Annotated in this window: 9 protein-coding genes; all 9 read left to right on the top strand. The window is 72.5% G+C overall.

The window, feature by feature from the left end:
• Positions 1–16 precede the first annotated feature (16 nt).
• The 9 genes from pstA (at position 17) to OG928_RS08970 (ending at position 12,834) form a co-directional block, all read left to right on the top strand.
• Complete coding sequence (gene pstA, locus OG928_RS09010; protein WP_406281348.1) at positions 17–1,195, top strand: phosphate ABC transporter permease PstA; 1,179 nt, start codon at positions 17–19, stop codon at positions 1,193–1,195.
• Complete coding sequence (pstS, locus tag OG928_RS09005; RefSeq protein ID WP_406281345.1) at positions 1,192–2,796, top strand: phosphate ABC transporter substrate-binding protein PstS; 1,605 nt, start codon at positions 1,192–1,194, stop codon at positions 2,794–2,796. Before pstA ends, pstS begins: the two co-directional genes overlap by 4 nt.
• Before the next feature lie 277 nt (positions 2,797–3,073).
• Positions 3,074–5,341, top strand: coding sequence for a hypothetical protein (locus OG928_RS09000; RefSeq protein WP_406281342.1), 2,268 nt, complete (start codon positions 3,074–3,076; stop codon positions 5,339–5,341).
• On the top strand, positions 5,338–6,279 hold the full coding sequence (locus OG928_RS08995; protein ID WP_406281339.1) for a sortase: 942 nt from the start codon (positions 5,338–5,340) through the stop codon (positions 6,277–6,279). The genes OG928_RS09000 and OG928_RS08995 overlap by 4 nt, the downstream gene beginning before the upstream one ends.
• Positions 6,280–6,461: 182 nt before the next feature.
• Positions 6,462–7,178: a phosphate ABC transporter ATP-binding protein gene (locus OG928_RS08990; RefSeq protein ID WP_406290867.1), complete on the top strand. Its 717-nt coding sequence runs from the start codon at positions 6,462–6,464 to the stop codon at positions 7,176–7,178.
• Positions 7,156–7,542 carry a hypothetical protein gene (locus OG928_RS08985; protein ID WP_406281336.1) on the top strand — a complete coding sequence of 129 codons (387 nt, stop codon included), beginning with the start codon at positions 7,156–7,158 and terminating at the stop codon, positions 7,540–7,542. Before OG928_RS08990 ends, OG928_RS08985 begins: the two co-directional genes overlap by 23 nt.
• A 104-nt stretch (positions 7,543–7,646) precedes the next feature.
• Positions 7,647–8,525, top strand: coding sequence for a MerR family transcriptional regulator (locus OG928_RS08980; protein ID WP_406281334.1), 879 nt, complete (start codon positions 7,647–7,649; stop codon positions 8,523–8,525).
• Between the two features lie 74 nt (positions 8,526–8,599).
• Entirely contained in the window at positions 8,600–10,237 is a 1,638-nt protein-coding gene (locus OG928_RS08975; RefSeq protein WP_406281333.1) for a 3' terminal RNA ribose 2'-O-methyltransferase Hen1, read from the top strand.
• Complete coding sequence (locus OG928_RS08970) at positions 10,234–12,834, top strand: polynucleotide kinase-phosphatase (protein ID WP_406281330.1); 2,601 nt, start codon at positions 10,234–10,236, stop codon at positions 12,832–12,834. The genes OG928_RS08975 and OG928_RS08970 overlap by 4 nt, the downstream gene beginning before the upstream one ends.
• The last annotated feature ends 123 nt before the right edge of the window (positions 12,835–12,957 follow it).

The following is a 12,957-nucleotide window of genomic DNA, read 5'->3' as shown; positions in this document are numbered from 1 at the left end:
AGGGGACCCCACGACGATGACCGTCACCGAGCCGATCGTTCGGCCCGGGCCCGACGCGCCGCCGACCGCGTCCGCGCCGCGACCACCGGAGGAACGGCGCGTGGCCCTGCGTCGCGTGGCCCCCGACGACATCGGCGTCGCGCTCGGCGCGGCGGTCGCGGGCGCGAGCCTGGCGTGGGTGCTCTATGGGCGGATCCTGCCGGTCTCCGGTTGGCAGGGCTACCTGATCACCGCCTACGCGAGCTTCCTGCTGCTGTACGCGGTCGCCACCCGCATGCGCCTGGACCGGGTCTCCGCGCGCGACCGGGTGGCCGGCGCGGTGATCTCCACCGGCGCGGCCCTGATGGTCGGCACGGTCGTGACCGTCATCGGCTACGTGTTCGTCAAGGGCTTCACGCAGATCCTCGACCCGGACTTCTTCACCGCGACCCAGCGGCACTTCAGCGCGCTCAGCGCCGACGGGGTCGCGGTCGGCGCCGCGCACGCCGTCGTGGGCACCTTCGAACAGATGGGCATCGCGATCGTCCTGAGCGTGCCGCTGGGGGTCACCGCCGCGATCTACATGAACGAGGTCGGCGGCCGGTTCGCCGCCGTGGTGCGCGTGGTGGTCGAGGCGATGACCGCGATCCCCTCGGTGGTCGCGGGCCTGTTCGTGTACGCGTTCTTCGTCATCTCGCTCGGCCAGGGCTTCTGCGGCCTGGCCGCCGGGCTCGCGCTGTCGGTCGAGATGATGCCCGTGGTCACCCGCGCGACCGAGGTCGTGCTGCGTCTGGTGCCGGGCGGCCTGCGCGAGGCGTCCCTGGCGCTGGGCGCGGGCGAGTTCCGCACGCTGTGGAACGTCGTGCTGCCCACCGCCCGCAGCGGCCTGGTGACCGCGGTCATCCTCGGCTGCGCCCGCGTGGTCGGCGAGACCGCACCCGTACTGCTGGTCGCGGGCGGCAGCGCGGGGATGAACTGGAACCCGTTCAGCGGCGTACAGACCTCGCTGCCGTACTTCATCTGGGAGAACTACAAGTCGCCCAGCGACGAGCTCAACTCCCTCGCGTGGGGCGCCGGTGTGGCCCTGCTCCTGATCGTCCTCGTGCTGTTCACCATCGCGCGCCTGATCGGCGGACGCGCCCCCGGCGAGTCCGGTCGCCGCAAGCGGCGGCGGGCCGCGGCCGTCAAGTCCCTCACCCCGGAGCCCACTTCATGACCAGGACCAAGCGCGTCCCAGCGCTCTTGCTACGACTGGCGACGGCGGCCGCGCTCACCGTCCCCTTGCTCACCCTTCCCGCCGGCACCGCGTCGGCCGCCGCCGGAATCAACGGCAGCGGGTCCACGTGGAGCGCGCCCGCGACCAAGCAGTGGGCCGTCGACGTCGCCGCACGCGGCCTCGCGGTCGACTACAACTCCAACGGATCCACCGCGGGCCGCACCGACTTCGCGAACCACCTCGTCGACTTCGCGGTGTCCGAGATCCCCTTCCAGGGCAACTACGTCGACCGCACCGGTACCGCCACCAACGAACTCGCCGCCCTGGAGCGGACGAACACCAAGTTCAAGTACCTGCCGATCGTCGCCGGCGGCACGTCGTTCATGTACAACCTCAACATCCGCGGCCAGCGCGTGCGCAACCTCCAACTGTCGCCGCGCACGATCGCCCTGATCTTCACCAACCAGATCAAGATGTGGAACGACAAGGCGATCAAGGACGACAACCCGGCACTGGCCCTGCCGGCGACCCCGATCACACCCGTCGTGCGCTCGGACGGCTCCGGCACCAGCGCGCAGTTCTCCGCCTTCCTGACCAATCAGGTGGGCGACGTCTGGCGACCGTTCTTCCCGGGCGGGATGACCTCCGAGTTCCCGGTCAAGGGCGCGGCCAAGGCGCAGGCCGGCTCCGAGGGTGTCGCCAACTACGTCGCGGCACCCTACGGCGAGGGCGCGATCACCTACGTCGAGACCGCGTACGCCCTCCAGCGCCAGTTCCCGGTGGCCTCGGTCCGCAACACCGCCGGGGTGTACACGCAGCCCACGTCCGACGCCGTGGCGGTGGCGCTCACCAAGGCCCGGCTGAACCCGGACAGCACGCAGATCCTCGACGACGTCTACACCAACTCCGACCGGCGCGCCTACCCGATCTCCAGCTACAGCTACATGATCGTGCCCGCCGCGAAGCAGTTCTCCTTCACCGAGGCCAAGGGCGACACGCTCGGCAAGTTCATCAAGTACTTCCTGTGCGCCGGCCAGGCCCAGGCCCCGCGGTTGGGATACTCGCCGCTGCCGCCCAAGCTGGTGAGCTTCGGCTACGAGGCGATCAAGTCGATTCCGGGCGCGCCGGACCCGGGCACGATGCCGGCGAACCTGAGCAAGCCGACGAAGGCGGACTTCGACGCCTGCCCGAACCCCACCTTCGACCCCGCGTGGGTGCCGCCGGAGCAGAAGTCGCAACAGCAGACCCAACAGAACGTCCCCGGCAGCCAGACCAACAACCAGAACAACAACCGGAACAATCCCGGCGGGGCCACGAACACCCCCAAGCCCGGTGACTCGCCCACCGCGACGGCCCCCGGGGCCCAGGGCGAGGGCGGTCCCGGCGGCACGCCCGACCAGGGCACCGGCGAACTCGTGGCCGGTGGCGGCGACAACGCCGGCGGACCGATCAGCGCCGGCTCCGTGGAGGCGGGCGCGTCGCCGGCGCTGCCACCGGTGTGGTTCTACGCGTTGACCCTGGTCTGCCTCGCGGCGGCCGTGTTCGGCGCGCCGTTCCTGTACAGCCGCCTCGGTCGAGGACGTGGGCCCGATGTCGGTTGAGTCGGGTGGATCGGTCGAGTCGGGTGGATCGGTCGAGTCGGGTGGGTCGGTCGCGTCGGTGGAGTCGATCGCGTCGGGTGGGCCGGTCGCGTCGGTGGAGTTGATCGAGTTGATCGAGTCGGGTGACCGGGAGGTGTCCGGTCCGTACGCCGCAGACGAACTTTCGACCACCGTGTCGGTTTCGGCTCCCGGCGCGCCGCCGCGCCGCGCGAGGATCGGCGCGGGTCGTCCTCGCCGGGAGTCGACCCCGAGTACGGGCGAAGGAAGTGGAGTTGCCGTGACGGGCGCAGAACCATCCACCGCTTCGAACGGAAGAGCACTGTCGGTCGCCGGCGTCATCGCGCTGTGCGTCGCGCTGCTCGCGGGCTGGTCGAGCGTGGTCGCCGGATCGACGTCCGCAGCCGAGCCGAGCCGGCCGGCGGTGACCGTGTCGCAGCAGGCGAACCTGGTCAACCAGCGGATCCTGGTCAAGTGGACGGGCTTCACGATCGCCGCCGGCACGCACAGCGTCGTGGTGATGCAGTGCAAGGGCACCGCGCCCAAACCCCGCGACTGCTGGGCGCCGCGCTGGACCGAGAACGGCCAGGAGACCAGCCAGCCCGACGGGATGCCGCCGGGAGCCTCCACCAAGCAGACCGGACTCCCCACCGCCGCCGACGGATCCGGGCAGGCGTGGATCCAGGTGCGACCGGCACTGCGGCTGCCCGAACTCGGCTGCTCCGACAAGCAGGCGTGCTCGATCGCGGTGTTCGTGATGCCCGACGAGACGAGCACGGCCGCCGTGTTCCGGCCGAAGCAGAACATCGAACTGGGCCTGTCGTACGGACCCAAGGACACCGAGATCGAGATGGCCTTCGCCGCCGGGCAGGCCGCGTTCGCGCCGCTGTCGTTCGTGCCCGCGCCCGACGCGTGCCCCGGCATGGTGCACCCCGACCTGTCCGTCAACGGCACCGGCGAGTTCACCCAGGCGGGTTCCTCGTGGGTGTTCGGGCTGTGCTCGGCGAAGACCAACGCCGTCAACATGACGGTGAGCGCGGGCTCGGGACCCAGCGGTCGCGAGGTCTTCCTCGGTGACGGCGTCGATGTCGGGGTCACCCAGCAGCCGATCGGCGGGGCCCTCGACAGTGCCCGGCCGGTGCCGCTCCCGGCCGTCCGGGACAAGGCCAAGACGGTGTACGCGCCGCTGACCAACGGCGCCCTGGCCTTCGCGTTCAACATCGACGACGTACAGACGCACCTTCCCGTCCCGGCGATGAAACTGACACCCAGGCTGATCGCGAAGCTGATCACCGGGGCCTACCCCGCCGCGCCGCACAGCCCGGGGTCGGTCATGGAACTGTGGACCGACCCGGAGTTCAAGGCCATCAACGACGAGCACGCGTGGCCCAACGCCATCCGAACCCCGATCCTGCGGGGCGTCCAGGACGACACCATCTGGGCGCTGACCGCCTGGCTGGCCTCCGATCCCGAGACCGTCGCCTGGCTCTCCGGCACGCCGGACCAGAACGGCGTCGTGTGCCCCGCCGAGTGGCGGATCGGCAAGGTCTCCTATCCGCTCGCGGTGTACACCAACCGGCTGCAGATGCTCACCGACACGAACGTGCCGCAGTCGGTGTACGAGGACATCGCCAACCGGCTGGGCAACTCGGTGCCGACCAACCGCACCGTCACCGAGACCGGTCCCAAGGACGACGGCCAGGACAAGTACGGCTACCACAACGTGATGGCGCTCACCACGGTCGAGGCCGCCACCCGCATGGGCGTTCCCGTCGCCAGGATCCGCAACGCCGCCGGCACCTTCGTCGACCCCACCGACCCCGCGACCATCCGCGCCGGCCTCGCCGTCGCGAAGCCCGGACCGGACGGGGTGACGCTGACCAACGACTACAGGAGCACGGCCGCGAACGCCTACCCGCTCACCGTCACCGACGTCGCGATGGTCTCGACCGACAAGCTCACCGCCGCCAAGGCGGCCAAGATCGACACCTTCCTGGCCTACGCGGCGGGCCCCGGCCAGGTGCAGCCGGGGCAGTTCCTGCCCGGGTCGCTGCCGCCCGGCTACGTACCGCTGAGCGACGCCCAGAAACAGCAGGTCGCCGCCGCCCGCAAGAAGATCGCCGACGCGCCAAAGTGGACTGGCGAGACGCCGCCGCCCACGCAGTCGCCGACCGACCAGGGCGGCAACACCGGTGGATCCTCGGGGGGTTCCACCGGCGGCGACAGCGGCGGCGTGAACCCGCCCGCGACCGACCCGCCCACCACCGCGCCCCCGACCGACTCGCCCGCCCCCACCACCGCCCCCGTCGGCGCGGCGACCCCGCCCACCGACAAGGACGCGTTCCCGTCCGTCGCCAACGTGATCAAGGACGCGCTCGACGGCGACCCGTCCGCGATCGTGCTGCTCGTGCTGATCTGCGTGAGCGGCGGCGGGCTGTTCGCGAGCCCGGTCCTGCTCGCACTCGGGCACAAGCGCCGCACCGGCGGCTGGCCGTCACCGGTCGCCGCCGCCCTGCGCCTGATCGGTCGCAGAGGGGCCGCCGCATGACCGCCGACACCGTCGCGAAGGCGGTCGCGACCGCGCCGGCGACCGCACCCGCAGGCGCCGGCTCGCACCCGCAGGCGCAGCCGCCGGCGCCCGCGACCACACCCCGACCCGGCGCGGACCCGTACACGATCGCCGGCGCCGCGCTCGCCCTGCTCGCGCTGCTCATCGCGGGCTTCGTCGGCTACCTCTACGTCGTCTCCGACATCCAACAGGCCCGCGACCAGAGCATCCTGGCCGACCGGCTCTCCGACGAGCTCTACCGCGACGTCGGCCCGCTCGGCGGCTCGATCGCCAAGGGCAGGCCGGTGGCGATGCTGCGGATCCCCGCCCTCGACCTCGAACAGGTCGTGGTCGAGGGCACCACCGCCGACTCGCTCGCCAAGGGCCCCGGTCACCTGCGCACCAGCGGCCTGCCCGGCCAGGGCGGGCACAGCGTGATCATGGGCCGCTCGCACACGTTCGGCGGACCCTTTCACGACATCGACCGGCTGCGCGTCGGCCAGCGCATCGAAGCCACCACCCAACAGGGCGAGTTCACCTACAAGGTGGTCGAGCGCCGGCACGTCGCCAACGGCAGGGACGACGTGCTCGCGCCCGGCCCGGAGAACCGGCTCGTGCTGATCACCGCCGACTCCTGGATCCGACCCGGCGGCCGCACCGTCGTGATCGCCGAGCTCCAGGGCCCCCCGCGCCCGCAGGAGGGCCGCCGTCCGCAAGGTCTACGCGCGGACGAGAAGGGCACCGGCGGCTACGCCGACGCCGGCGTGCGCCTGCTGCTGTGGGCACAGGCGTTCGCCCTCGTCGTCGGCGTCCTGGCGTGGGCACTGCGCCGGCACCCCGACCGCCGGGTCACGCTCCTGCTCGGCACCCCCGTCGTGCTCGCCGTCGTATGGGCGCTGTACGAATCCGCCGCCCGCGTACTCCCGGCAACGCTCTGACGCCGGTTCTCCACCCCGTCCCACTCCACACCCCGGAGGCTCCGCACGTGACCAGCCCGGACAGCGGTGCGACGACTCTCGCTCCCGCCGCCGACACCCAGCCCTTACCGGCCCAAACCGCCGGCGGGCGCGGCTCGACGCTCACCGCCGAGGCCGTCAGCGCCTGGTTCGGCACCCACAAGGTGCTCGAACGCGTCGACCTCGTGATGACGGCCAACTCCGTCACGGCCCTGATCGGGCCGTCCGGTTGCGGCAAATCCACGTTCCTGCGCATCCTCAACCGGATGCACGAACTCGTCCCCAGCGCCCAACTCGCCGGCCGCGTCCTGCTCGACGGCGAGGACATCTACGACGCGACGCGCCGCCCGATCGAGACCCGACGCCGGGTCGGGATGGTCTTCCAAAAGCCCAACCCCTTCCCGGCGATGTCCATCTACGACAACGTCGTCGCCGGCCTCAAGCTCACCGGCGTGCGCACCGCGGACAAGGACGCCGTCGTGGAGTCCTCGTTGACCCGGGCCGGATTGTGGACGGAGGTGCGCAACCGACTGCGCCGGCCCGGCGGCGCGCTGTCCGGCGGTCAGCAGCAACGCCTGTGCATCGCCCGCTCGCTCGCGGTCGACCCGGACGTGTTGCTCATGGACGAGCCCTGCTCCGCGCTCGACCCGACCTCCACCCGGCGGATCGAGGACACCATCGGCGAACTCCGCGACGACATCACCATCGTGATCGTCACGCACAACATGCAGCAGGCCCAGCGCGTCTCCGACCACTGCGCGTTCTTCCTCGCGGCGGAGAACACCCCCGGCCACATCGTCGAGGCCGGACCCACCACCGCGATCTTCGGCGCCCCCCGCGACCCCCGGACGGCCGACTATGTCGCCGGTCGCTTCGGATGAGTCGCGGGCCCCGGACGGAACGCCGGAACGGCACGCGCGCTACGACGTCCACCTGGACGCCGAACAGCACGTGCGGTGGCGGCTCATCGCCCCCAACGGCCGCGTGCTCGCGCGGTCCGCTCGGGGCCATGTCACGGCGGGGGCCTGCCGTATCGAGCTGGACCGGCTGCGCCGCCGGGTGGTCGACCTGGTGCCCGTGATCGGACGGGCCACCGGAGCGCCCGGCTGGTTCTGGAGCGTCGCTCTCGAACCCAGCGCCCCGGTCGCGTTGTCGGCCCGCACCTACGAGCGCCTGGAGAGCTGCCAGGTGTCCTACGAGCGATTCGTCCGCCTGCTGACCGTCACCGAGCCCGACGGCTGGTGACCGGCGCGCGCCCCGCCGCGATCGAGGTGATCGCGGCGGCGCGCCCTCGCGGTGGACTCTCCCGTCACGGGAGACGGCACTGTGGTCACTCGGAGGTGATGAGGATGTTCCTCGGAATCGGAGACTTCGCACGCGCCACGGGCCTGACCGTCAAGGCACTGCGCTGGTACGACGAACAGGGCGTGCTGGTGCCCGCGGACGTGGACCCGAACACGCGGTACCGCCGGTACACGATCGACCAACTCGAACAGGCCGGCCTGATCAGGGCGCTCCGCGCGGCCGGCGTCCCGGTCGCGGCGGTGGGGGCCGCGCTGCGCGAGGGCGGCTCCCCGCACGAGGCATTGCGCGAGCGCCGGGAGGCGGTGCTGCGCGAACGCGCCCGCGAGGACCGGGCGATCGAGGCGGCGCAGGGAGTCCTGGCCGGTGCGGACCTGCACTACGACGTCCGGCTGCGCCCGACCGCCCCGCAGGCGTGGGTCGGCGTCGTCGAGTACGTCTCGACGCCCGAGGACGGCGAGCCCACGGTCGTGGGGCCCGACGGGGCGGCCATCGACGCCGACACCGCGATCGAGCGCGCGCTGCTCGACCTGTACGCGAGCCTGACCGACGCCGGCATCGGCCCGACCGGCCCGTTCTGGCTGGACCTGGGCCGGCCCGCGAGCGACACCGGCGCCGAGGTCGCGCTGTGCCTGCCGCTGGCCGCGCCGGTGCCCGAGGGCTGGGCCGTCCCGGGCCGGCGCACCGTCGCCGGCGTGCGCCCGGCCGGACGCGAACTGACCACCGACCACGTGGCCGGCGACGACGACCCGGACCACGGCGCCTCCGTGCACCCGGCCTTCGCCGCGCTCGTGCGGGCGGCCGCCGAACAGGACCTGTCCATCGACCTGACCACTTTGCGCCAGCACTGCCCGCGCGAGGTCGCGCGGGGCCCGGAGGGCGCGACCGTGACGGCGGTCGAACTGTCCGTCGACGTCGAGGGGTGATCGCAGACGCCGGCGAGGCGATGGTCGGTAAAAGCGATCGTCGGTGAACCGCCCGCGGGCACATAATCGGTCGAGTGTTCCTGACCATCGCAACCACTCATCAGCCCGCGACCGACCTCGGCTTCCTGCTGCACAAGCACCCCGGGAAGGCGCAGCGCTTCTCCACCACCTACGGCGAGGCGCACGTCTTCTACCCCGACGCCGACGACGCGCGCTGCACCGCGGCGCTGCTGCTCGACGTCGACCCGATCGCGCTCACGCGCGGCGTCAAGCGGGGCAAGGGCGCCAAGGGTTCACCCGATCTCGCGCTCGCGCAGTACGTCAACGACCGGCCCTACGCCGCGTCCTCACTGCTCGCGGTCGCGCTCGGCACGGTCTTTCGCACCGCGATGCAGGGGCGTTGCGACGCGCGTCCCGAACTGCCGGGTACGCCGCTGCCGCTGGAGATCGAGGTGCCCGCGCTGCCCGCGCGCGGTGGCGAGGAGATGGTCCGGCGGCTGTTCGAGCCGTTGGGGTGGCAGGTGGGCGTCGACCAGGTCTCGCTGGATCCGCGCTTCCCCGGCTGGGGCGAGTCGCGATACGTGCGGCTCTCGCTCGCGGGCACCATGCCGCTCGCGGACGCGCTGCGGCACCTGTACGTGCTGCTCCCGGTGCTCGACAACGCCAAGCACTACTGGGTCGCACCCGACGAGGTGGACAAGCTGCTCCGGGCGGGCGAGGGCTGGCTGGCCGCGCACCCGGACCGCGAACTGATCGCGAGCCGCTACCTGTCGAGGCGGCACACGCTCACCCGCAGCGCGATCGAGCGGCTCGCCGAGATCGACGAGACCGCGCCGGAGAACCTCGACAACGCGGTGCCGGACGAGCCGGAGGCCGACACGGACGCGGACGCCGCCCCGCAGACCCCGGCGGACGCCGCGCCGGAGCAGGCCGAGTCCGGGTCGGAGACGCCGGTCGAACCCGGGCCGGCCGCCGATGACCCGCGACCGGTGTCGCTGGCCGCGCACCGCCGGGACGCGATCCTGGCGGCCCTGCGCGCGGCCGGCGCCGAGCGCGTGCTCGACCTCGGCTGCGGCGACGGCAAGCTGATCGGTGCCCTGCTCAAGGAGCCCCGCTTCCGCGAGATCGTCGGCGTCGACGCGTCCACACGCGCGCTCACGATCGCCGAACGCAAACTGAAACTGGCCCGAATGTCGGAGCGGCAGCGCGACCGCGTCCGGCTGATCCAGGGCGCGCTGACCTACACCGACAAACGGCTCGCCGGCTACGACGCGGCCGTGCTGTGCGAGGTCATCGAGCACCTGGACGAACCGCGGCTGCCCGCACTCGAATACGCCGTCCTCGGCGCGGCCCGACCGGCCACCGTCGTGGTCACCACGCCCAACGTCGAGTACAACGTGCGCTACGCGCCCGAGGAGCCCGGCGGCGAGGGCCTCGCGGCCGGCGCGATGCGGCACGGCGACCACCGCTTCGAATGGGACCGCGCGACGTTTCGCGCGTGGGCCGAGAGGGCGGCGGCCAAGTACGGCTACGCCACCCGGTTCGAGTCGGTCGGCGAGGTCGATCCCGAGGTCGGCCCCTCGACCCAGATGGTCGTCCTCACCCGCACCGAGACCGGCGACGTCCCCGCCACCGGCGACGCCCCCGTGCCCGATCCCACCTCCACCCCGACCCCCACCCCGAACGACGAAGGCACCGGAGCAACGGCATGACCCACGACGCGAGCGCCCGCCGCGCACTGACCATGCCCGACCTGTGCCTGGTGGTGCTGATCGGTACCACCGGCGCGGGCAAGTCGACCTTCGCGCGCACCCACTTCCAGCGCACCCAGGTGCTCTCCTCGGACTACTTCCGCGGCCTGGTCGCCGACGACGAGAACGATCAGTCGGCGTCGGGCGACGCGTTCGAGCTGCTGCACCACGTCGCCCGGATGCGGCTCGCGTCCGGCCGGCTGACCGTGGTGGACGCGACCAACGTGCAGCGCGAGGCCCGCGCGCAGCTGGTCCAGGTCGCCCGCGACCACGACGTGTTCCCGGTCGCGATCGTGCTGGACACCCCGCCCGAGGAGAGCCAGGCCCGCAACGCCGAGCGCCCCGACCGGATGCACCTGCCCCCGCAGGTGATCCAGCGCCAGCACCGGGACCTGCGCCGCTCGCTGCGCGGTCTCCAGCGCGAGGGCTTCCGCAAGGTGCACGTGCTGACCGGCACCGAGGAAATAGCCCGCGCCGAGATCACCTACGAGCGCCGCTACAACGACCTGCGACACCTGACCGGGCCGTTCGACCTGTTCGGCGACATCCACGGCTGCCGCGCCGAGTTGGAGTCGCTGCTCGTCGAACTGGGCTACGCGTTCGTCCGCGACGACGCGGGCCGGCCGGTGGACGCGGTCCACCCCGACGGCCGTACCGCCGTGTTCGTCGGCGACCTCGTCGACCGCGGCCCGGACACGCCGGGCGTGCTGCGCCTGGTGATGGGCATGGTCGGCGCCGGGCACGCGCTGTGCGTGCCGGGCAACCACGAGAACAAGCTGGTGCGCGCGCTCAACGGCCGCCAGGTCAAGACCACCCACGGCCTGGCCGAATCGCTGGAGCAACTGGCGGCGGAGAGCGAGGAGTTCCGCAAGGAGGTGGTCGACTTCTGCGAGTCCCTGGTCAGCCACTACCTGCTCGACGAGGGCCGGCTCGTGGTGTGCCACGCGGGCCTGCCGGAGAAGTACCACGGGCGGATGTCCGGCCGGGTGCGCAGCTTCGCGCTGTACGGCGACACCACCGGCGAGACCGACGAGTACGGTCTGCCGGTGCGCTACCCGTGGGCCGACGAGTACCGCGGCAAGGCGACCGTGGTGTACGGCCACACGCCGACGCCGCGCGCGGTGTGGGTGAACAACACGATCTGCCTGGACACCGGCGCGGTGTTCGGCGGCGACCTGACCGCGCTGCGCTGGCCCGAGCGCGAACTGGTCGCGGTGCCGGCCGAGCAGGTCTGGTACGAGCCGGTCCGCCCGCTCGCGACGGAGGCCCCCGGCGGTCGCGACGGCCGCACGCTCGACCTCGGCGACGTGCTCGACCTGTCCCCGGGCGGGGTCGGCCGGCGACACGTCGAGACGTCCGGCGCGGGCATGGTGACGGTGCGCCAGGAGAACGCCGCGGCGGCGCTGGAGATCATGAGCCGGTTCGCGATCGACCCGCGCTGGCTGGTGTACCTGCCGCCGACGATGGCGCCGTGCGCGACCAGCGCGCTGCCCGGGCTGCTGGAGCACCCGGCCGAGGCGTTCGCGCAGTTTCGTGCGGACGGCGTCACGCGGGTGATCTGCGAGGAGAAGCACATGGGCTCGCGGGCGGTCGCGCTCGTGTGCCGGGACGAGGCGGTGGCGCGGGCCGCGTTCGGTGTGGACGAGGGCATGGGCGCGGGCGCGGTCTGGACCCGCACGGGGCGGGGGTTCTTCCCCAACCGCGCGACCACCGACGGCTTCCTCGACCGGGTGCGCGGCGCGATCGACGCGGCGGGCCTGTGGGCGGAGCTGGACACCGACTGGCTGCTGTTCGACGCCGAGCTGATGCCGTGGTCGGCCAAGGCGCAGGAGCTGCTGCGGCAGCAGTACGCCTCGGTGGGCGCGGCCGCGACCACCGTGCTCCCGGTCGCCCGCGACGCGCTCGCCCGTGCGGTGGCGCGCGGGGTCGACCTGGGCGAGCTGTCCGACCGGATGGCCGGGCGCGAGGCCAACGCGCGTGCGTTCGTGGACGCCTACGGCCGCTACTGCTGGGACACCGAGGGCCTGGAGGGGCTGCGCTTCGCGCCGTTCCAGGTGCTCGCCGGCAAGCGCGGGTCCTACCTGGGCAAGGACCACGAGTGGCACCTCGCGCTGGCCGACCGCCTCGTCGCGGCCGACCCCTCGGGCTTGCTCGCGCCGACCGGCCGGCTGATCGTCGACGTCACCGACGAGGAGCAGGTCGCGGCCGGCGTCGCGTGGTGGGAGGGGCTGACCTCGGCCGGCGGCGAGGGCATGGTGGTCAAACCGCTCGCGGGCGAGGCCGACCGGGTCGCCAACCGGCGCGTGCAGCCGGGCGTCAAGTGCCGCGGCCCGGAGTACCTGCGGATCATCTACGGCGCCGACTACACCGAACCGGTGAACCTGGACCGCCTGCGCGATCGCGGCCTGGGCCACAAGCGGTCGATGGCGCTGCGCGAGCACGCGCTCGGCGCCGAGGCGCTGGCGAGGCTCGGGGCCGGCGAGGCGCTGTGGCGCGTGCACGAGGCGGTCTTCGCGGTCCTGGCGCTGGAATCGGAGCCGGTGGACCCGCGGCTCTGAATCGGCATCACCTGTTCGCAGCAAAGGCGGTATCCGGGGGAGCCCGGGTACCGCCTTTTCCACGTGATTGCGCGAAACTTTCCGGGTATGTCGCTCCAGTGCCGTTCGCCGATCGGCCGAGCG

The sequence above is a fragment of the Embleya sp. NBC_00896 genome, assembly GCF_045207785.1.
Lineage (GTDB): Bacteria > Actinomycetota > Actinomycetes > Streptomycetales > Streptomycetaceae > Embleya.
The sequence above is the reverse complement of the archived record's forward strand: the minus strand, read 5'-3'. Positions and strand labels throughout refer to the sequence as shown.

Excerpts from the sequence above, each read along its gene's own strand:
- pstA (WP_406281348.1), top strand. The coding sequence starts at position 17 with ATGACCGTCACCGAGCCGATCGTTCGGCCCGGGCCCGACGCGCCGCCG.
- pstS (WP_406281345.1), top strand. The coding sequence starts at position 1,192 with ATGACCAGGACCAAGCGCGTCCCAGCGCTCTTGCTACGACTGGCGACG.
- OG928_RS08995 (WP_406281339.1), top strand. The coding sequence starts at position 5,338 with ATGACCGCCGACACCGTCGCGAAGGCGGTCGCGACCGCGCCGGCGACC.
- OG928_RS08985 (WP_406281336.1), top strand. The coding sequence starts at position 7,156 with ATGTCGCCGGTCGCTTCGGATGAGTCGCGGGCCCCGGACGGAACGCCG.
- OG928_RS08980 (WP_406281334.1), top strand. The coding sequence starts at position 7,647 with ATGTTCCTCGGAATCGGAGACTTCGCACGCGCCACGGGCCTGACCGTC.
- OG928_RS08970 (WP_406281330.1), top strand. The coding sequence starts at position 10,234 with ATGACCCACGACGCGAGCGCCCGCCGCGCACTGACCATGCCCGACCTG.